This window comes from Flammeovirga yaeyamensis, from assembly GCF_018736045.1.
In the GTDB taxonomy this organism is placed as follows: domain Bacteria; phylum Bacteroidota; class Bacteroidia; order Cytophagales; family Flammeovirgaceae; genus Flammeovirga; species Flammeovirga yaeyamensis.
Window position 1 is genome coordinate 3,518,250 of the sequence record NZ_CP076132.1, and the last position, 21,542, is coordinate 3,539,791.

A 21,542-nucleotide genomic window follows, 5' to 3' on the forward strand; every position below is an offset into this window, starting at 1 on the left:
TTATAAATAGATAGATTAAACGACTACTTCTAGTTCTTTGATCTGATGATCGTTTAAAGTCCATGCGTTTGTTGCAGCATGATCTTTAATTTGGTGTAGAAGTTCGTGCAATAAAGTAGTTTCTGTATCCAACATGATGTTGTCGATTTCTTGGAAATACACCTCCATTCCATCGTTCTGTTCCAGTTTTAGCTCTAGTTCGCTAATATCGGCCACTAATTTATTTTTCTCTACCACTTTCTCTTTGTACTTGGAATGAGAAGTATCCATAGTCGTCAATTCATTTTCGACATACGTTAATTGATTTCTCTTTTCATTCAGTTCCGAAGTTCTACTTTCGAAACGAGTTCTCTTTTTCTCCGAAGAGATCTCCTTCAATACGCTTGAAGAATTGTGGTAAATGTATTCCTGATGAATACCATCATACGTTTTCTGAGTATCTTCTTGTGTTGTACAAGAAGTAGAAAGTACTCTTGCAAAGAGTGCTGATTTGTCTGTTTCTAAAGGCATGTTTGAAATCTGTTAAGTCAGTGTAATGAAATCGTTAGCTTATTTTTTACACTAGATTGAATAATTATTTGACGCAATGTTAATATGATTAAATACCCAACACAAACATTTCTCTTAATTTTTAAAGCAAATGGATATCAAAATACTAAAGTTCAATTAATTGTACAAAAACTACTATATATAATTCTATTATAACTCCAAAACGGTCAACCCTATTTAGGGAAGTACAACCTGCTACCTGCTACCTGCTACCTAATATAACCTCAAACCTCACTAAAGTCCAAAATCAAAACCAAGTTATTAAACGTACACTACACACCTTTTCTCCTCATAAACCAAAAAAATAACAGTATAATCCAATCAATTTTAACATCTTAATTTATCATAAAACGCTCTAACTGTTTCATTTTATTACATTTACGATTTCGAGTAAAAAAAATACTCATAAAAATTTGACATTAACATTCATTGCTATCATTTTTGGCTTGCCTTAATGATGCAGTCACGGAAAAAACTGGATGTGACTGACGGGGCGAAGCCATGGAAAAAAATCACTTTTCAACTTCCACACATCTTCATAAACATCAGATTTATAGCATTTTAAAACAACTGCGATATAGGTAAAAGGTAAGAAGTAAGAGGTAATGCTAATTTATTTATGTAAAAAAGCGAAAACCTACTACCTACTACCTACTACCTACTACCTAGTATGATCGACGCCTTAATTACCTCCAAAACCAGACTAAAACTCCTTCTAAAATTCTTTCTAAACCCCGCTAACACTTCCTATTTAAGAGGATTAGCCACAGAGTTTTCCGAATCCACCAACAGTGTTCGTGTGGAATTGAACAGATTAGAGCAAGCGCAAATGCTCGAGTCATTTTTTGAAGGAAACAAGAAATTTTTTAAGGTAAATACCTCACATCCCTTGTTTGTCGACATACAGGCAATCATTAAAAAATACATAGGGATTGATACTATTATAGAAAACGTATTAAACCGTTTAGGAAATCTGCAAGAAGTCTATCTCATCGGAGATCTTGCTCTAGGCAAAGAAGCAGATAAGATTGAATTAATCCTTGTTGGTGATATTAATTTGGTTTATCTCGACCAATTGATCCTAAAAATGGAAAATACTATTGAAAAGTCTATTTCATACACAAGAGTGGATGAGGTGGATGGAAATGATTCTTCTAATATGTTGAAGATATGGAGCAGGTAAGAGGTTTGAGGTAAGTTATTTTATAGATGAGCTTGATCCTAATATTGAAAGAAAAAAATAGATGTAATAATATAATTTCTCAATAGATTTTATTGAAAAGACGTCTAAATAAACAAACCTCTAATCTTAAATAATTGTAGGCTACAACTCCGTCTCCAACGAGGTGGCCTTGGCCCCACGGTACGCGAGCTGCTTACACAGGCTGGTTACATGTCCTAGATACACATACCGGTTACACTTACTACTTACACACATTATAAGTGAACATATAGTAATTAGGTAGAAACAAGAATTTATATTAGACGTTGTTTTTAAATAAAAAAAGTATCAAAAGCCCAGGAATTCATTCCTGGAATATGTAATAAATCTATGGAACAATTAAGATATCAACAACGGTTTGAAAATTTCAAAAGAGCTTTTGCTCAACTTGAAAGGTTCATGCAGCATCCTAATCTGAATGAGATGGAGGCACAAGGTCTAATTAAGGCTTTTGAATATACTTATGAGTTATCATGGAAAGTCCTTCAAGATTATTTAAAAGAAGTAAAAGGCTATGTTGATATTAGTGGACCAAACCCTGTTATTAAACAAAGTTTTCAAGACAATATTATAAGTAATGGGACTGATTGGATGAAAATGCATAAAAGCAGAAATCTCACCTCTCATGTCTATGATGAAGAAATTGCAAATGATATTGTTCAAGATATTAGAAGTATATATTTTGGTTTATTTTTAGATTTTAAGAATAAAATTGAAGCTGAAATCAAATTATCATAAGGTAGGATTAAGTCCTGAAGAAATAGACATAATTTTGGAGAAAGTGTCTCAAAACAAGAATATTACAAAAGTTGATATTTTTGGATCTAGGCTAATGGGAAATTTAGAGATGGATCTGATGTAGATTTAGCCTTGTATGGTGATTCATTAAAATTAAATGATATTTTGGAATTGTCTATTCAGCTTGACGAAACACTTTTACCTTATAAATTTGATTTGATAATTTTCAATCAAATAAAAAATACTGCTCTAATTGAACATATTGATACAATTGGGATAACATTATACCAAAAACAATAAATAAAACAAACCACATTGACAGAAAACAAAAAACAATGGATGGCCATCTACACCAAACCACGCAACGAAAAAAAAGTAGCTGATCGTTTGGGAAAATCAGGCTTTGAAGTCTATTGTCCTATGTACACCACTCTCCGACAATGGAGTGATCGTAAAAAAAAGGTAACTATCCCAGCAATTCCTTCTTATTGCTTTATTAAAATTGAAGAGAATAAACGTTGGGAGGCACTTCAAGATCCTGGAGCAGTACGTTATGTTTTCTGGCAAGGAAAACCTGCAATTATTAAAGATAACCATATCCATGCATTCAAACGCTTTATGGGTGAAATCGAAGAAGAAGATCAAATCTTTAATGCTGAGATTTCTGATGGTGATCGTGTATTAATGCGTAAAGGAGCGTTTATGGGGAAAGAAGGTGATGTGATTCGAACGCATAAGAACGGTATTGTTGAATTAATTCTTTTTCAGATTGGTTTGAAAGTAGTAGTACAAAAAAAGAATTTAGATAAGATTTAATATTATGAAAAAAATTCTAATAACTGGGGCAGCAGGCTTTATTGGTTTTCACTTATCAAAAAAATTAGCAAAACAAAATTTTGAAATTATTGGCATTGATAATATTAACGATTATTACCCAATGTCATTAAAGTTTGATAGATTAAAAGAATTAGGGATTGAATCCGACTTCATCAGATACAATGATAAAGTTAATAGTAATAAATACAATAATTTCAATTTTATTAGGCTTGACATAACTGACGAACATAATCTAATAGAACTATTTAGGAAAGAAAATTTCAATTTTGTAGTAAACTTGGCAGCACAAGCTGGTGTAAGATATAGTATAGATAACCCTCGTGCTTATATTTCTTCAAACATCAGTGGTTTTTTAAATATTCTTGAAGGGTGTAGACACTATCCAGTAGAACATTTAGTTTATGCTAGTAGTTCAAGTGTATATGGACAAAACACAGAACAACCATTCTCCACTAATCATAGAGTTGATTCACCTGTAAGTTTATATGCAACAACAAAAAGGTCTAATGAACTTATGGCTAATACATATAACCATCTATATAAAATCAAATGTACTGGCTTAAGATTTTTCACTGTTTATGGACCTTGGGGTAGACCTGATATGGCTCCAATGTTATTTGCAAAAGCTATTTTAAATGGTGACCCAATAAAAGTCTTTAATAATGGAAAATTAGAAAGGGATTTCACTTATATAGATGATATAATAAATGGCATCTTAAAAGTACTTATTGGGAATCCAAAAAATAGAAAAAAATTATATAATATTGGATGTGGAAGCCCAACTAAATTAATGGATTTCATCGAAACAATGGAAAAGCATTTAGGTAAACCTGCCATAAAAAAAATGTTACCAATGCAACCCGGAGATGTATATTCAACTTTTGCTGACACGACTGATCTTCAGAATGACTTCAATTACGCTGCATCTGTAAAAATTGACAAGGGAATTGAAAATTTTGTGAATTGGTATAAAAAATATAAGTAAAAAAATCTTTATTTATTTTACATTATCCCCCCCTACTAAGAGAAGTATTTGATAATTAATGATCTTGAAAAATATCTCAAAAAACACTTCTAAGGAAATAATAAACGGTTCTCTTTGGTTATTAATCCAAACAATTGGAAATAAAGCAACCTCTTTTGTTTCTCAAATTGTATTAGCAAAAATATTAATGCCTGAAACATTTGGTAAAATGGCAATAATATTAACAATTACAAATATCACGAGTTTTGTTCAACAAATAGGCCTTAACGATATTTTAATTAAGAGAGGCAAATCTTTTGACCTGTGGAAAAACTTAACTCAAACAATTGCTCTTATTATTTCTATTTTGAGTATAGTAATATTGATGATTGCCGCAAAAATTGGTTCAATCATTTATAATGATTATTCGTTATTAATATTAATTCCTCTTTACTCAATTTCAATACCTTTCAATGCTCTAGCTATAATACCAGAATCTAAACTTCGGATTGACTTGAAGTTTAAAGCTATATCAATAATAAAAATTTCAGAAACTTTAATGTTACAAATTTTCACAATTATTGGTGCTTATTTAGGATTAGAAGTTTACAGTTTTATTCTTCCATATATTATCGTAGGGGTCATTAAATGGCTCATGTTTAATTATGCCTCAAAAAATGAATTATTTTTCAAACTTAAATTCAAATATTGGAAGTATATAATAAATGATAGTATCTATGTTTTTTTACATTCATTTGCAAGTAGAATTACTTTTCAAGCAGATTATGCAATATTAGGATTATTTGCAAGTCAGAATCAAGTAGGTGTTTATTACATGGCCTACACGCTCTCAGTTCAAGTTGTAGGATTTGTAGCAAACAATCTACCGCAAGTTTTATTCCCTAGTTTAGTAAAACTGAAGAAAAATAAATCTGATAAATTATATAACAAATATATTGAAAATAGCTTTATCATAACTACTATTATTGGTACTCCTTTCGCGATGCTGCAATTTACTTGTGCAGAACCCATTATTCATTTCTTTTTTGATGAAAAATGGTTTGAAACAATCAAATATATCCAAATATTATCGATCGGAATGGTTTTTAGAACAATGTCATCAAATTGGGTAGTACCTCTAAAATCTGAAGGTAATTTTAAAAAAATGTCTAAAATTACTAATATTTCATCTATAATCTATATTATTATTATTTTAATACTATCAAAAAAATATAGCACTTTGGGTACTTCAATTGGAGTAACACTATATTATTTTCTAATTACTCCATTATTATTATTTACTTCTTTAAAAAACACCAGTGATAATATTATAAAATCTGTTTTAAGAATATACTTTCCTTGTCTAATTGGAATTATTATATACTTATCTATTTATTTTGTTTTAAAAAATACCACAGATAACCAAATATTATTATTAACGATTAATTGTTTTTTACCTTCAATTTCGTATTCCCTAATTATTTTCACATTACGTAAAAAGCTTAGTATAAGCTAGTTTATGAAATATATATTAATTGTAATTATTTTCATCTTGATTTTGATTCCAATAATTAAGGTCAAAAATGATAAATCTAAACTCTATCAATTACCTTTTCTTTACTCAATAACAATATTAGGTTTTATTTTCCCTAGTTTAGTTAGTAACTTCAAATTGAATTATATTTCTGATCAAGAATTTAATTTGTTTTCAATAAATCTTATTTTATGTTTTTCAGCAGCTCTTATCGGTTATAGAATTTACTCAAAAAAATATATACCAAAATTTTTCAATAAATATAAAGATGATACTTACACGAGTATCGTTATAAGCATTTTTTTCTTTATTGGTTTTAGTATTTCAATAACAATTGACCCGTATGAATATGGTAATGAACAAGGTGGTTTTTTCGCAATTAAACAACTTTTTGCTCGTTTTTTAAGACCTACTGCTCTAATAATTTTTTGCTTTTATTTGGTAAAAAAAACAAATTACAGGTTAGTATTACTAATGCTATGGCTATTTTTAACCTCAAGATTTATCATTATTTCTGGAAGAAGAAGTGAACTCTTTACTTTTTTCATCACAATCGGTTTCCCTCTTTTTTTTATAAAAAATTACATACCTACAAAAGGCATAATTGCCTTATTGATTACAATTTCAGGTTTTGCATTTATTATAATGCCTGTAGCTAGAAACTTTACAAAAAAAGGTGACTTTGGTAAATTACTTGAATTAGATTTTTCTGAAATATCAGGAAATTATATTCAAGGTAAAAAAACAAATGAAATTTTTGAATCTGCAGTTGATTTAAACTCAGTCTATCAAAATAATGCTTATTCATATGGCGCAATCGCTATAAATAAATTTACTCATCAATATGTAAGCTCAACAATTTTCGGAAAAGAATTTAAAGAAAAATCTAAAATCACTACTGCTGATTTTGAAAAATTAAGAAAATACAATTATAAACACGGTAACTTTAAAGGATATTTAGCTAGGACAGGTTTCGTAGATACTTTTTTTGATTTTGGTTTTTTTTCTTTCATTTTTTATTTCATTTTTGGAATGATAAGCAAACATTATTTCATAATTGCATATAAATCAAATGATATTTTTTCAAAAATTTTCTACTCCCAATTTTCAATTTATATCTTTCTATCTGTTTACGATTCTCTATTTAGAATTTTAGTTCTAATCATTCCATTTCTTTTAATTTTTCATTCAATAAAAAATACTTCTAAATCATGAATAATAAATACTTAGTTTTACTTTTAACATCAAGAAGAGATTACGATACTGCTAAAATTTTAAATAAAAAAAAACTGCTACATACATTAGTAACAGATGCGTATTATTCTAGATCTAAATATCAAATTTTTAAGATAATAGATTATTTAATGCCAACAAAATTACAAAAAAAATATACTATTACTGGGTCAACATTAAATGATAAACTTATAAATTCAGACTGGTTCGTTGGAATTTTTTTTTACTTAACAATAAATATATCAAAAATAAATGCATTGATATTATCTTATAAAAAACTTTCTCAAAATGCAATTAAAATCACAAAAAAAAATCAAAATATTAATAGTATTTTTTGCTATGACACAGGTGCTTTAGAACTTTTTAAGTGGGGTAAAAAGCATAATAAAAAATTAATACTAGAACAATGTGTTGCACCTAGATATGAACAGATAAAACTATATAAATTATTTGAAAGTAAATATGATGTTGATTTTAAGAAAGAAATCCAAATTTGCAAAACTCTTCAGAAAAGAGAAGAAGAAGAATGGAGTTTGGCTGATAAAATAATAGTCCCTTCACATTATGTCTTAGAAAAGTTACTACAAAGAGGTGTACCAAAAGAAAAGTTATATTTAATACCATATGGCTACAATAAACCAAAAAATAATAACAATTTAAAAAATATATTTAATCATTATAATACAAAAACTACTCATGTGCTATTTGTGGGTAATTCTTCATATAGAAAGGGAATACTTGATATAATAGAAACAGCGAAAAAGATCAAAAGTGATAACATTTTATTTCATATAATTGGTAGAATGGATAGTAAAATTGAAAACATCCCCAATAATGTAATTATTCATGGTAAAAAACATAAAAGTGAGTTAGAACATTTTTATTATTCAGCTGATATTTTCTTTTTCCCTACCTACTTAGAAGGATCTGCCGTTGTTGGTCTTGAAGCATTATCATATGGCCTGCCAACAATTACTACATTTGAATCTGGAACCGTTATTTCTGAAGATGAAGGCATAATTTGTAAAGCTGGTAATATTGATGAATATACAAATGCAATTAATAAAATAGCTAATAATAACAATCTAAAAGAAAAAATGAGTAAAAATTCTTTAAAGCTTTACTCACGATATACAATCGAAGAATACGAAAAAAAACTCTTAGAAATATTATGAAAAAAAAATTTCAATACGAAAACCCTATTTGGATTTTTAAAAAACACAATCTCAAATTGTTAAATGGTATTTCATTATTGCTATACTATTTCTTTGCTAAACACCTCCCCGACACACCTTTACCTGGAAGTAATATTAGTATGAAGTTTAGAGAATTTCTTTGCAAAAATATTTTCAAAAAAACATCAAAGCTTTTCAAAATTCATAGTAATGTTAGTTTTGGTACGGGAAAAAATATAGAAATTGGTTATAATTCATCATTAAATAGAGGAGCCTGGATCGGTAATGACACAATAATTGGAAATAATGTAATGATGGGGCCTGAAGTTACAATATTGTCTGGAAGTCATAATTTTGAAAGAACAGATATTCCTATGAATGAACAAGGAGCTCCAAATCGAAAGCCTGTTATTATTGGTAATGATGTATGGATAGGAACAAGAACAATTATTTTACCTGGAGTTAAGGTAGGAAATCATTCAATTATTGGTGCTGGAAGTATTATTACAAAAGATATACCTGATTGGAGTATTGTTGCAGGTAACCCTGCTAAATTAATTAAATACAGAAAATAACATGACATATTTAAAAGAAAAAAACTTATTATTCATTCACATTCCAAAAAATGCAGGAAGGTCTATAGAAATGGGCTTAAATATTATTAGCAAAAAAAAATTAATTGAAAATACTGCTACTAGGAGCACAATAAATAGAGGTTTCACCTATCTCCAACGGTTAACTTCTAATGAAAATATAAAGAATAATCTTTGGGGTACTCTAGATTATACATTATGTGCTCAACATTTGACTTATCAAGAAATCGAACTTCTACAATTAATAGATAAACCAACCTTAAAAAATTCATTCAAATTTGCTGTAGTCAGAAACCCTTGGGATAGGGCTTTATCTTCTTTCAAACATTTCTTAGAAAAAGATAAAAAACCCACTAAAAAAGAATTTGAGCTCTTTTTATCAAGTTGGTTTGATAGTAAATCAAATGATCATAATATCATTGCACACAAAAGAAATCAAATAGAATATATTCGAAATATTAAAGGTCAAAATGCAATGGATCAAATAATAAGATTCGAAAATCTAGATAATGATTTTAATGAATTAATAAATAATACAGGTATAAAAATTGACGAAAAACTACCTGTTTTAGGAAAAACTCAAAGTATTCTATACAGAGATTTCTATACTCAAGAAGCAAAGAAAATCTCTGATAAAATATTTGAAGAAGATATTGAAATGTTCAAATATACTTTTTAATGAAATATCAAAATAAAAATTTAAATGGATTATCTTTTTTTAAATATTTTAAATTAAAGTCATTTTTTGCCTTAACTTGGTTAATTGTTAGATATTTAAAACGCTCAATAAATAAATTTTATATTTCGACAATTGGGTCATACAGTTTTAATAGTATTGGAAAAGGTGTAACATTTGAAGATATTCCAAAAATATTATATCCTTGTCAAAAAATTAACCTTGGAAATAATGTCTATATTGAAAGAAGATGCACATTCCAAGCAGTTCCTAATTCATATATTGAAATAGGTGATAGAGTCTCATTAAATCAAGGTTGTATTATTACTGCTCTTTTTGGAGTTAAAATTAAAAAAAACACCTCAATTGGAGAATATACTAGTATTAGAGATAATAATCATACTTTTGATGATAGAGAAAAATTGATCAAGGATCAAGGCATGAATGGTAACCCGATTGAAATAGGAGAAAATTGCTGGATTGGTAGGGGTTGCATAATTTTAGCTGGTGTAACAATTGGTGATGGAGCTATAATAGCAGCAAATTCAGTGGTCAATAAAAATATTCCCTCAAATACAATTTACGGCGGTGTTCCTGCAAAATTCATTAAAGACAGATGAAAATATTAATTATTTCAGGTAGTAATTCAAGACAATCTGGAGGACTTTTTTTTAGTGTAAAGTCTTTAAGTAAAGCTCTTCTTAATAATGATATTCAATTATCCCTATTAACTCATAATGATAAATATAGTGAGGATGATATTAATACTTATGGAGACATTCCAATGCCTATATATGATGTATTTGGACCTAATAATTTAGGATTTTCAAAAAATATATCTAAGAAAATAAAGGACGTATCCCCTACTCTCATTCATCAACAATGTATATGGATGTATTTATCTTATGCTGTTCTAAAAACTAAAAGGAAGTTCAAGACTAAAACTATTATTACTCCTAGAGGAATGTTAGATCCATGGGCTGTAAATAACTCAAAGCTAAAGAAAAGAATTATTGGTTTTTTATATGAAAATGAAAATTTGCGAAATGCTGATTGTTTTCATGCTTTATGTCTTTCTGAATATGAAAGTATAAGATCGTTTGGTTTAAAAAATCCTGTAGCAATAATTCCAAATGGTATAAATTTACCAAAGATTCAAAATAGATCATTTGATGACAATTGGAAAATAAATACTAAGAAAGCTATGACCTTTATAGGACGGATACATCCCAAAAAAGGTGTTAAAGAATTAGTTGAAGCGTTGTACATCTTAAAGAAAAATAAATCTTCTCTTCTGGATAATTGGACAATTTATATTTGTGGATGGGATCAGAATGGTCATATTCATGAGTTACAAGATCTAACAAAAAAATATAAATTAGAGGAAGATATAGTATTTTTAGGGTCAGTTTATGGAGATAAAAAAGATAGTATTTTATTCCATTCACAGTCATTTATTCTACCATCTTTTAGTGAGGGATTACCAATGTCAATTCTAGAAGCATGGTCGTTTAAGTTACCCGTTTTAATGACAGAAGAATGTAATTTATCTATTGGTTTTCATAAAAAAACATCATACAAAATTTCAAATGATCCTCCTACTTTAGCTAAACAACTTGATATTTTCGGTAAGGTTTCTGACTCAGAATTAATAGAGTTTGGAAATAATGCATTCAATTTAGTTAAAGAAAATTATACCTGGGAAAAGATTGCTGACATGACAAACAAAATGTACCAATGGGTTGAAAACAAGAAAGTTCCAAAACCAGATTTCATTTATTTAGATTAAAGTGATGGAAATTAAACTATCAAAATACCAAAATAAATTAACAAAGAAGCACCAATTAATAAGATTAATTTGGAATATATCATGGTCAATTTTTTGTAAATGGCTACCTAGGTCTGTTGGTAGAAAATGGAGACTATTTTTTGTTAATCTATTTGGAGGTAATATAAGTTATAAGGCTAATATTTATCCTTCTGTAAAAATTTATGCACCTTGGAATTTAGAAATGCATGATTTTTCATGCTTAGCACCAAATGTAGATTGCTATAATGTAGATAAAATCATATTAGAAGAAAATACTATTGTTTCCCAAAAATCATATTTATGCACCGCATCTCATGACATTTCCAAAAGTACCTTTCCATTGATAACATCTCCAATAACAATAAAAAATGGATCTTGGGTGGGAGCCTCTTGCTTCATTGGAATGGGTGTGATAATTAATAATGGAGCAGTAGTTGGAGCAACTTCATCAGTCTATAAAGACGTTGAACCTTGGACAATAGTTGGTGGAAATCCAGCAAAATTCATAAAGAAAAGAATAATAAATGAGTAAGTTACCAATATCTGTTCTTATTCCTGTTAAGAATGAGGAAAAGAATATTGAGCGTTGTATTTCAAGACTAATAGATTTTGATGAAATAATTGTCATAGACTCTAATAGCACTGATAAAACCCCTGATATTGCTAGTAATAATGGAGCTAGAGTAATCAACTTTATTTGGGATGGAAAATTTCCCAAAAAAAGGAATTGGGCATTGAGAAACATTGATATTAGAAATGACTGGGTTCTATTTATTGATGCTGATGAATTCTTAACGAATGAGTTCTTAAATGAAATTAAAAGTAAATTCAATAAAGAGTCAAACCATAAAGGTTATTGGTTAAACTTCACAAATTTTTTCATGGGCAAGCAATTACTTCATGGTGATAAAATGAAAAAACTGGCTCTCTTCAATCGAAATTATGGAGAATATGAAAGAATTGATGAAGACAGTTGGAGTCATTTAGACATGGAAGTTCATGAGCACCCAATTATTAATGGAGACATAGGTGAAATAAAAAGCCCTATTACTCATAATGATTTTAGAGGATTAACTCATTATATCGATAAACATAATCAATACTCTAGTTGGGAGGCTAAACGCTATGTTAATCTAAAAGGAGATTACACTAATCTAACTAAACGCCAAAAATTAAAATATAAATTACTCAAAATTGGAATATTACCAACATTTTATTTCTTCAGTACATATTTCTTAAAATTTGGTTTTTTAGATGGCATTGCTGGTTATTATTTTGCCCATTACAAAAAAAATTATTTTATACAAATACAAACTAAAGTAAAAGAGTTTAAATCAATATGAAAAGAGTTTTAATTACTGGTGCCGCTGGTTTTTTAGGTTCTCACTTATGTGATAAATTCCTATCAGAAGGATACTATGTCATCGGAATGGATAATTTTTTAACTGGAAGCGAAGATAATATCTCTCACCTTTTTGGAAATAAGAATTTTGAATTTGTTCACCATGATGTCACAAAATTTGTTCATGTTTCCGGAGAATTAGATTATATATTACACTTTGCTTCACCTGCATCCCCAATTGATTATTTGGAAATGCCGATCCAAACTTTAAAAGTAGGATCATTAGCTCCTTACAACTTATTAGGATTAGCTAGAGTAAAAGGTGCTAGATTTATTATAGCTTCTACATCAGAAGTATACGGAGATCCAAATATACACCCTCAACCAGAAAGTTATTGGGGTAATGTTAACCCAATTGGACCAAGAGGTGTATATGATGAAGCTAAACGTTTCCAAGAAGCTATTACCATGGGGTACCATACTTTCCATGGTGTGAATACAGGAATGGTCAGGATTTTTAATACATATGGACCCCGTATGCGATTGAATGATGGCCGTGCTTTACCTGCTTTTATGTCACAAGCTCTTAGAGGTGAAGACATTACTGTTTTTGGAGATGGTTCACAAACAAGATCATTCTGTTATGTAGACGATTTAGTAAATGGTATTTTCAAGCTTACTTTATCAGACGAACATCAACCAATAAATATTGGTAACCCTCAAGAAATTACGATTAAAGAATTTGCAGAAGAAATTGTAGAATTAACTGGTTCAGGTAGTAAAGTTATTTATCAAGATCTACCAAAAGATGATCCTAAACAAAGACGTCCTGATATTACAAGAGCAAAAGAAATTTTAAATTGGGAACCAAAAGTTGGAAGAGAACAAGGTTTAAAAAGAACTCTAGAATACTTTCAAGAAAAAGTTCAAACACAAACAGTTTAAATTCTATCTAATTTTAGAATTCGAATTAATGAAAATATCAATAATTACTGCTTCATACAACAACAAACTTACTTTAGAACAAACAATCAATTCCGTTTTATCTCAAGATTATTCTAACATTGAATATATAATTGTGGACGGTGGTTCTAAAGATGGCACAGTGAAATTGGTTGAATCTTATGGCCGTAAAATTCAACAATTTATTTCCGAACCTGACAAAGGAATATATGATGCTTTGAATAAAGGTGTAAAAATGGCTACAGGAGACGTTGTAGGTTTTATGCATTCAGATGATTTCTTTGCTTCTAATGATATCGTTTCGAATATTGCTAGAACATTTACAAATTCAAATGTGGATGCCGTTTATGGTAACTTACATTATGTAGGAGCTGAAGACTCTTCCAAAATAGTAAGAAATTGGGTAAGTAGTGATTTTTCTTTTCGTAAGTTAAGACAAGGTTGGATGCCTCCCCACCCTACACTATATATCAAAAATGAATGCTATAAGAAGTACGGTTTATACAATACGGATCTAAGAATTGCTGCAGATTATGAACTTATTCTACGATATTTTGGTAAATATCAAATCACATCTGCATACCTTCCAAAAACCATTGTAAAAATGAGATTAGGAGGAGCTAGTAATCAAAGCTTTAAAGCCATAATAAAAAAGATGAAGGAAGATTACTGGGCGCTTAAAAACAATAATATTGGGGGCGTTTACACTCTACTTTATAAAAATTTCTCAAAAATCACTCAATTCATTAACAAATAGCTTCACTATCTTTGTTTAAAGAAATTAATATACATAAATGAAAAAGGCATTAATTACAGGTATTACCGGACAAGACGGTGCATATTTAACAGAACTATTACTTGAAAAAGGATACGAAGTACACGGCATCAAACGTCGTTCTTCTTTATTTAATACGGATAGAATAGATCATTTATATCAAGATCCTCATGAAGAAAATGTAAAATTAAAATTACATTATGGTGATCTTACAGATTCAATGAACCTTACACGTATTATTCAAGAAGTTCAGCCAGACGAGATTTATAACCTAGGAGCCATGTCTCATGTTAGAGTAAGTTTCGACACTCCTGAATATGTAGGTAATGTAGACGGATTAGGTACACTTAGAATTCTTGAAGCAGTTAGATTATTAGGACTTACTGAGAAAACAAGAATTTACCAAGCTTCAACTTCTGAGTTATACGGATTAGTACAAGAAGTACCTCAAAAGGAAACAACTCCTTTCTATCCACGTTCTCCATATGCTGTTGCTAAACTATACGGTTATTGGATTACAGTAAACTACCGTGAAGCCTACAATATGTACGCATGTAATGGTATTTTATTTAATCACGAATCCCCTATTCGTGGAGAAACTTTTGTAACTCGTAAAATTACAAGAGCTGTATCAAAAATTGCTTTAGGATTACAAGATACATTATATCTTGGTAACCTTAACTCAAAAAGAGACTGGGGACATGCCAAAGATTATGTAAAAGCAATGTGGTTAATACTTCAACAAGATAAAGCGGAAGATTTTGTTATTGCTACTGGCGTGACTACTACCATTCGTGATTTTGTAAAAATGTCATTTGCAGAAGTGGGTATTGAGTTAGATTTTGAAGGTGAAGGTGTTGATGAAGTTGCCAAAATAAAATCATGTAACAATCCTGAATATCAAATAGAAATTGGAAAAACAGTACTTAGAGTTGATCCTCAATATTTCCGCCCAACTGAAGTAGATTTATTAATCGGTGATCCAACTAAATCTAAAGAAAAGTTAGGATGGGAATTAGAGTATGACTTAGAAGGATTGGTAAAAGACATGATGGAATCTGATATCAAATTATTTAAAAAAGATAAATATTTGAAAGAAGGTGGGCATGATATCTTAAATCAATATGAGTAATTCTAAATAAATCATCTTTGATGTTTAGATTCATAGATAGAAAATTAGCAAAAGCAATTTCTTGGCGATTTTGGGGTACCTTGGATACTATATTATGGGGTTCTCTTATTTCAGGAAGCTCCAATATTGGATTCAGTATTGGAGCTTTTGAATTAATTACTAAAATTTCGCTTTATTATTTACATGAATGGATTTGGGAAAAATGGAGAACAAAACCATTCTGGAAGAAAAGGAAAAACAGCTTCAGACATTTAGTCAAAGCTATCAGTTGGCGTTTAATTGGTACAATCGATACTATTATTTTAGCTTGGGTAATATCTGGCCAACCTCTTGTAGGTGTAAAAGTCGGTATTGCAGAAGTGGTTACTAAAATATTTCTTTACTATTTACATGAAAGATTGTGGCATCTGTTTAGAAATAATAAAGATGAACAAGAAAAAGTTGTTTAACATATCTGGATAATGACAAATTCCGAAAATATACATCCGATATTCAATTCTCTATTAAGCAGAGAAAAGAAAGAAGGTCTTCTAAAGCAAAACGGAGTTGTTTTATGGATGACGGGTCTATCAGGTTCAGGAAAAAGTACTCTTGCAAGAGCATTAGAGTTTGCTTTACATGATTTGGGTTATAAAACCATGTTATTAGATGGAGATAATCTTAGAACTGGGGTAAACAGTAACCTGGGTTTCTCTGAAGAAGATAGAATGGAGAATGTTCGTCGTTCGGCAGAAGTATCGAAATTATTTGCTTCGGCAGGTTTGGTGACTATCTGTTCTTTGATTAGCCCAACAGAGGAAATTAGAGCAATTGCAAGAGACATTATTGGCGAAGAAGATTTTAAACAAGTACATATTGATTGTCCTTTTGAAGTGTGTGCGGAACGTGATGTAAAAGGATTATATAAAAAGGCATTGGCAGGGGAGATCAAAAATTTTACTGGTTTGGATTCTCCTTTCGATATTCCAAAAGACCCATTTGTGCGTATCCCAACGCATGAACAATCTTTGGAGGATAGCTTAAAACAGCTTTTAGAAGCCGTATTGCCGATCATTAAATTAGACGAAAACAAATAGGTATGCAGACTCATACACTAACTCACTTAAAACAGCTGGAATCTGAAGCGATCTATATCTTCAGAGAGGTGGCGGAACAATTCGAACGTCCAGCTATGCTATTTTCTGGTGGAAAGGATTCTATCGTAATGTTACATTTGGCTAGAAAAGCTTTCTGGCCAGGTAAAGTTCCTTTCCCATTAATTCACATCGACACGGGTCATAACTTCCCAGAAGCAATCGACTACCGTGATTGGATGGTGAAAGAATACGATCTTGATTTAATCGTAGGGTCTGTTCAGGAATCTATCGATAAAGGTACTGCAGTAGAGGAAAGAGGGGTAAACCCAAGTAGAAATGGCTTACAGGCGATTACTCTATTGGAAACATTGGAAGAATACAACATCGATGCTGCCTTTGGTGGTGGACGTCGTGATGAAGAGAAAGCAAGAGCAAAAGAGCGTTTCTTCTCTCACCGTGACGAATTCGGTCAGTGGAATCCAAAGAACCAACGTCCAGAATTATGGACACTTTACAACGGTCATTACAACGATTATGAGCACTTCCGTATCTTCCCAATTTCCAATTGGACGGAGATGGACGTGTGGCAATATATTGCTCAGGAAAAAATTGCCTTACCTTCTATCTACTTCGCTCACAAGCGTCCTGTAGTAGAAAGAAACGGTATTTTACTGGCTGAATCTCCTTGGAATACTTTGTTGAAAGACGAGCAATACGAGGAGCGTTTAATTCGCTATAGAACTCTAGGCGACATGACTTGTACGGGTGCTGTGTTATCTGATGCAGATAACTTATCGGGCATCATTCAAGAAGTGGCCTCTTCTAGAGTAACAGAAAGAGGTAACCGTTCGGACGATAAACGATCGGAAGCCGCAATGGAAGAGCGTAAATTACAAGGTTATTTCTAACATTCAGACATCAAAAACAATGAGCGAAGTATTAAATCATCCAAGTATCATCAGAGAAGAATCAGCTTCAGCTGTTGATCAATCGTATTTAGATATGGACCTTCTTCGTTTCACTACAGCAGGTAGTGTAGACGATGGTAAGAGTACCTTGATTGGTCGTCTGATGTACGATACAAAAGCAATTTTCGAAGACCAATTAGAGGCGATCGAAAAATCAAGTCAGTCTAGAGGGGACGAGAATGTAAACTTGGCCTTACTAACTGATGGATTAAAAGCAGAAAGAGAGCAAGGCATCACTATTGATGTAGCTTACAGATATTTTGCAACACCAAAGCGTAAGTTTATTATTGCCGATACTCCAGGTCACATTCAGTACACACGTAACATGGTAACGGGTGCATCGACTGCAAACTTGGCAATTATTCTTGTAGATGCTAGAAACGGTGTCGTAGAGCAAACAAAACGTCACACATTCATTGCTTCATTATTGAAAATCAAGCATATTGTAGTGGCTGTAAACAAAATGGACTTGGTGGATTACTCTGAAGAGCAATTCAACAAAATCAAAGCTGATTTCTTAGCATTTTCTGAGAAAATCGGTATTGAGGATATCCGTTTTATTCCTATCTCAGCACTTAAAGGGGATAACGTAGTAGATAATTCTACACAAACTCCTTGGTACGCAGGTGGATCATTATTGGAAAACTTGGAGAAAGTAGAAATCGATCAAGACCTTGATTTGGTGAATGGTCGTTTCCCAATCCAAAGAGTAGTGAAAACTGACGATTTCAATGGTTTTGCTGGAAGAGTTGACGGTGGTATCGTTAAGGTAGGTGACGAAGTGGTTGCTTTCCCATCAAAAGAGACCGCAAAGATTAAATCTATTGAGACAATGGACGGAAGTATTGAAGAAGCATTCCCTCCAATGTCAGTAGTAATCACTTTAGATAAAGAATTGGAACTGAAGAGAGGGGACATGATCGCTAAAGCGGACAACCAACCTTCAGAAGTGGATTCAATTAATGCAACAGTTTGTTGGATGAACCAGAATGGTTTATCAGTTGGTGGTAAATATTTACTGAAGCACACAACAACAGAGGTAGAAGCTACTGTAACCGCTGTAGTGGACAAATTGGATATCAACACAATGGAACACATCAGCACAGATTCAGGTCTTCAGATGAACGAAATTGGTGAGATTTCGATTAGTTTATCATCAGCTATTGTTACAGATAGCTATAAGACAAACAGGGCGACAGGTAGCTTGATCTTAATTGACCAAGAGACAAATGAAACTGTTGCGGCGGGTATGATTAAATAATTTATTATTTTTATGAAAATGAATAAATCTTCAAAAATATATGTAGCTGGACACCGTGGCATGGTAGGTTCAGCTATTGTAAGAAAATTAGAAAAAGAAGGGTATAATAATATTATCATTAGAACTTCGAAAGAATTAGATCTTACAAGTCAGGTAGCTGTTACTCAATTCTTTGAGCAAGAAAAACCTGAATATGTTTTTCTTGCTGCAGCCAAAGTAGGTGGTATCTTAGCCAACAACATCTACAGAGGACAATTCTTATATGAAAACTTGATGATTCAAAATAATGTAATTCATCAGAGTTATGTACAAGGTGTCAAGAAATTAATGTTCTTGGGTTCTTCATGTATTTATCCTAAAATGGCACCTCAACCTTTAAAAGAAGAGTATTTATTAACAGACACTTTAGAGCCTACCAATGAACCTTATGCGATTGCTAAGATCTCTGGTATAAAAATGTGCGAGGCTTACCGTGATCAATATGGATGTAATTTCATATCTGCCATGCCGACAAATTTATACGGATATAACGACAACTATCATCCAAAGAACTCGCATGTACTCCCTGCGCTTTTAAGAAAGTTCCATGAGGCAAAAGTGAATAACCTCCCTACTGTTGAAGTTTGGGGTTCAGGATCTCCCCTACGTGAATTTATGTTTGTAGATGATTTGGCTGAGGCTTGTTATTACCTTATGCATAATTATGATGGAAAACAGTTTGTGAATGTAGGCACTGGAGTAGATTTAAGCATTAAGGAATTAGCCGAAACCATTAAAGATGTAGTTGGTTTTGAAGGTGAATTGGTTTGGGATAGCTCTAAACCTGATGGTACTCCAAGAAAACTAATGGATGTATCGAAACTTCATGAAGTAGGATGGAAACATCAAGTGGATTTGAAAGAAGGGATTGAGTTGACTTATGCAGATTTTAAGGAGCATTATTCAGAGCTTGCAGAACGTTAAGCATTAAAGATTAATAATAGTTTTATTTAATTTCTACTATTTAATCCAATTTATTAAGTAATTATTAATGTAAACTTAAAACAAAAGCCTAGGATTTAAGTCTTAGGCTTTTTGTTTATAAACATTAATCCTAATATTTAGGTTATCTTAAAATTATTTTCAATTTTTGTTGAGATTTTAAAAATCCAATGAATTAATTAACATTTTATTCTTTAAATACCCGTTACTATAAAATTATTTCAACTGTCGTATGTTAAGAATAGCACTAACGTTTCTGACCTCTTTAAGTATTGCATTGATCGCTGTTCCTGAAGTTAGAAAGGTAATTATTAAGAATAATGTATTTGATCTCCCTGGAGGACGTAAAGTACATACAGACCTCATCCCGAGTATGGGTGGTGTGGGTATTTTCCTAGCTTTTTTCCTTTCGACCTGTTTATGGTTACCTAAAGAAGGAATGTACGATCTCAACTTCCTATTTTTCGGGTTAATGCTCGTTTTTTTTATGGGTGTTAGAGATGATATGCTGGCGATGAGTCCAAGAAATAAGTTGATTATCCAATTAATGGCTGCCTCCACAGTTGTTGTATTTGGAGACATTCACATTGAATCATTATATACATTATACCCTGATATTCAACTCCCCATTGGTATTAGTTATGCCTTAAGTGTATTTGTGATCATTGCACTCACTAATGCTTTCAATTTAATTGATGGTATTAATGGTCTATCAGGAGTTATTGCAGCTCTAATTACTTTTATATTAGGTATTTGGTTCTTTCTTGTAGGAGAACAACTTTACTCAATCATGATGATAGCGATGGCAGGTGGTTGCATTGGTTTTCTCTATTACAATTGGGGAAAAGCAAGTATCTTCATGGGAGATACAGGAGCATTAGTTTTAGGGTTCTTTATATCAAGTTCATTAATACTATTTGTGAATGTAGATCACCACTTACCAAGTGATCACGCTTACAAAATCACTGCTCCAATCAGTTGTGCAATTGCATTATTTATTTACCCATTCATAGATACATTACGTATCTTCACTATTCGAATATTGAATGGTAGATCTCCATTTAGTCCTGATAAAAAACATATACACCATATATTAATAAGAACAGGTATCACTCATGCATTAGCAAGTACCTTTATTCTTGTTTTCAATGTCGTTTTTATTACATCTGTATTTATTACTAGTTTCTTTATGAACGACTTGATGCTCCTAACTTGTATCTTCACATCATTATACTTCGTCCCACTCATCTTAAAACTGCGTGTCAACTACTTTAGACACCATAAAGAAGGGAAGTTGTTGAAATTGAAGGCGAAGAAACAGAGGATGACGAAGAGTGAGTTTGTGGTGGAGAGGAAAGCGTAGGGGCGAAGTTAACGCTCGTTTTTTAAGTAATAGGTAATAAGTAATAGGGAAGCTTAGAGAGGTGGCCTTGGCCCCTCGATACACGGATTATTAGTGAGGAATTAGGAACTAGGAGTTAGGAGTTTCTGGCTTTGATAAAACCGTTACATCTCCGTCTTCAACGAGCCGGCCTTGGCCACTCGGTACACGGACCGCTTACACAGACTGCTTTTCATAGATCAATTGTAGAGGTTACTCCGGTTACTTTACATAGAGTATTAGTGAGCAGATAGGAGTTAGGAGTTGTTGGCTTCGTCAAACCTCATACAGTACAATGAAAAGACACAAAGAAATAAAAAAAGGCAACCATC

Annotated in this window: 23 protein-coding genes and 1 pseudogene; 23 read left to right on the forward strand and 1 reads right to left on the reverse strand. The window is 31.4% G+C overall.

Going from position 1 to position 21,542, the window contains the following annotated elements; translation table 11 throughout:
• Positions 1-15: 15 nt before the first annotated feature.
• Complete coding sequence (locus KMW28_RS13720; protein WP_169666239.1) at positions 16-510, reverse strand: hypothetical protein; 495 nt, start codon at positions 508-510, stop codon at positions 16-18.
• Between the two features lie 709 nt (positions 511-1,219).
• Here KMW28_RS13720 and KMW28_RS13725 point away from each other — a divergent pair.
• The 23 genes and pseudogenes from KMW28_RS13725 to KMW28_RS13835 all read left to right on the forward strand — a co-directional run bounded on the left by KMW28_RS13725 (position 1,220) and on the right by KMW28_RS13835 (position 21,192).
• On the forward strand, positions 1,220-1,732 hold the full coding sequence (locus tag KMW28_RS13725; protein WP_169666241.1) for an ArsR family transcriptional regulator: 513 nt from the start codon (positions 1,220-1,222) through the stop codon (positions 1,730-1,732).
• Positions 1,733-2,101: 369 nt separating this feature from the next.
• Positions 2,102-2,509 (forward strand): nucleotidyltransferase substrate binding protein, encoded by a 408-nt coding sequence (locus tag KMW28_RS13730; RefSeq protein ID WP_169666243.1) that lies wholly within the window; start codon positions 2,102-2,104, stop codon positions 2,507-2,509.
• Positions 2,510-2,611: 102 nt separating this feature from the next.
• A pseudogene (locus KMW28_RS28695) lies at positions 2,612-2,809 on the forward strand (nucleotidyltransferase domain-containing protein); the annotation flags it as partial.
• A 15-nt stretch (positions 2,810-2,824) separates the two neighbouring features.
• Positions 2,825-3,325, forward strand: coding sequence for a UpxY family transcription antiterminator (locus KMW28_RS13740; RefSeq protein ID WP_169666246.1), 501 nt, complete (start codon positions 2,825-2,827; stop codon positions 3,323-3,325).
• 4 nt (positions 3,326-3,329) lie between these two features.
• Positions 3,330-4,331, forward strand: coding sequence for an NAD-dependent epimerase/dehydratase family protein (locus KMW28_RS13745; RefSeq protein WP_169666248.1), 1,002 nt, complete (start codon positions 3,330-3,332; stop codon positions 4,329-4,331).
• A gap of 64 nt (positions 4,332-4,395) precedes the next feature.
• Positions 4,396-5,826, forward strand: coding sequence for an oligosaccharide flippase family protein (locus KMW28_RS13750; RefSeq protein WP_169666249.1), 1,431 nt, complete (start codon positions 4,396-4,398; stop codon positions 5,824-5,826).
• Positions 5,827-5,829: 3 nt separating this feature from the next.
• Positions 5,830-7,059 (forward strand): hypothetical protein, encoded by a 1,230-nt coding sequence (locus tag KMW28_RS13755; protein ID WP_169666251.1) that lies wholly within the window; start codon positions 5,830-5,832, stop codon positions 7,057-7,059.
• Positions 7,056-8,252, forward strand: coding sequence for a glycosyltransferase family 4 protein (locus tag KMW28_RS13760; protein ID WP_169666253.1), 1,197 nt, complete (start codon positions 7,056-7,058; stop codon positions 8,250-8,252). Before KMW28_RS13755 ends, KMW28_RS13760 begins: the two co-directional genes overlap by 4 nt.
• On the forward strand, positions 8,249-8,827 hold the full coding sequence (locus KMW28_RS13765) for an acyltransferase (RefSeq protein ID WP_169666255.1): 579 nt from the start codon (positions 8,249-8,251) through the stop codon (positions 8,825-8,827). The genes KMW28_RS13760 and KMW28_RS13765 overlap by 4 nt, the downstream gene beginning before the upstream one ends.
• Before the next feature lies 1 nt (position 8,828).
• On the forward strand, positions 8,829-9,524 hold the full coding sequence (locus tag KMW28_RS13770) for a sulfotransferase family 2 domain-containing protein (protein ID WP_169666257.1): 696 nt from the start codon (positions 8,829-8,831) through the stop codon (positions 9,522-9,524).
• Complete coding sequence (locus KMW28_RS28515) at positions 9,524-10,141, forward strand: acyltransferase (protein ID WP_169666259.1); 618 nt, start codon at positions 9,524-9,526, stop codon at positions 10,139-10,141. The genes KMW28_RS13770 and KMW28_RS28515 overlap by 1 nt, the downstream gene beginning before the upstream one ends.
• Positions 10,138-11,310, forward strand: coding sequence for a glycosyltransferase (locus KMW28_RS13780; RefSeq protein WP_169666261.1), 1,173 nt, complete (start codon positions 10,138-10,140; stop codon positions 11,308-11,310). The genes KMW28_RS28515 and KMW28_RS13780 overlap by 4 nt, the downstream gene beginning before the upstream one ends.
• 4 nt (positions 11,311-11,314) lie before the next feature.
• A complete protein-coding gene (locus tag KMW28_RS13785) occupies positions 11,315-11,863 on the forward strand; it encodes an LbetaH domain-containing protein (RefSeq protein ID WP_169666263.1) in 549 nt (182 codons plus the stop codon).
• On the forward strand, positions 11,856-12,674 hold the full coding sequence (locus KMW28_RS13790) for a glycosyltransferase family 2 protein (RefSeq protein ID WP_169666265.1): 819 nt from the start codon (positions 11,856-11,858) through the stop codon (positions 12,672-12,674). The genes KMW28_RS13785 and KMW28_RS13790 overlap by 8 nt, the downstream gene beginning before the upstream one ends.
• On the forward strand, positions 12,671-13,618 hold the full coding sequence (locus KMW28_RS13795; protein WP_169666267.1) for a UDP-glucuronic acid decarboxylase family protein: 948 nt from the start codon (positions 12,671-12,673) through the stop codon (positions 13,616-13,618). Before KMW28_RS13790 ends, KMW28_RS13795 begins: the two co-directional genes overlap by 4 nt.
• 28 nt (positions 13,619-13,646) lie before the next feature.
• A complete protein-coding gene (locus KMW28_RS13800) occupies positions 13,647-14,393 on the forward strand; it encodes a glycosyltransferase family 2 protein (protein ID WP_169666268.1) in 747 nt (248 codons plus the stop codon).
• A 37-nt stretch (positions 14,394-14,430) separates the two neighbouring features.
• The gene (gene gmd / locus KMW28_RS13805; protein ID WP_169666270.1) at positions 14,431-15,543 is read left to right on the forward strand and encodes a GDP-mannose 4,6-dehydratase; all 1,113 of its coding nucleotides are present in this window, start codon (positions 14,431-14,433) and stop codon (positions 15,541-15,543) included.
• A 20-nt stretch (positions 15,544-15,563) separates the two neighbouring features.
• Complete coding sequence (locus tag KMW28_RS13810; RefSeq protein ID WP_169666272.1) at positions 15,564-15,992, forward strand: DUF2061 domain-containing protein; 429 nt, start codon at positions 15,564-15,566, stop codon at positions 15,990-15,992.
• A 12-nt stretch (positions 15,993-16,004) separates the two neighbouring features.
• Positions 16,005-16,619, forward strand: a complete 615-nt coding sequence (gene cysC / locus KMW28_RS13815; protein WP_215585742.1) for an adenylyl-sulfate kinase — start codon at positions 16,005-16,007, stop codon at positions 16,617-16,619.
• A gap of 2 nt (positions 16,620-16,621) precedes the next feature.
• Positions 16,622-17,527: a sulfate adenylyltransferase subunit CysD gene (cysD, locus tag KMW28_RS13820; RefSeq protein ID WP_215585744.1), complete on the forward strand. Its 906-nt coding sequence runs from the start codon at positions 16,622-16,624 to the stop codon at positions 17,525-17,527.
• 19 nt (positions 17,528-17,546) lie between these two features.
• Positions 17,547-18,848 carry a sulfate adenylyltransferase subunit 1 gene (locus KMW28_RS13825; protein ID WP_244994460.1) on the forward strand — a complete coding sequence of 434 codons (1,302 nt, stop codon included), beginning with the start codon at positions 17,547-17,549 and terminating at the stop codon, positions 18,846-18,848.
• Between the two features lie 18 nt (positions 18,849-18,866).
• The gene (gene fcl / locus KMW28_RS13830; protein WP_169665072.1) at positions 18,867-19,811 is read left to right on the forward strand and encodes a GDP-L-fucose synthase; all 945 of its coding nucleotides are present in this window, start codon (positions 18,867-18,869) and stop codon (positions 19,809-19,811) included.
• A 250-nt stretch (positions 19,812-20,061) separates the two neighbouring features.
• Positions 20,062-21,192: a glycosyltransferase family 4 protein gene (locus KMW28_RS13835; RefSeq protein WP_169665073.1), complete on the forward strand. Its 1,131-nt coding sequence runs from the start codon at positions 20,062-20,064 to the stop codon at positions 21,190-21,192.
• Positions 21,193-21,542 lie beyond the last annotated feature (350 nt).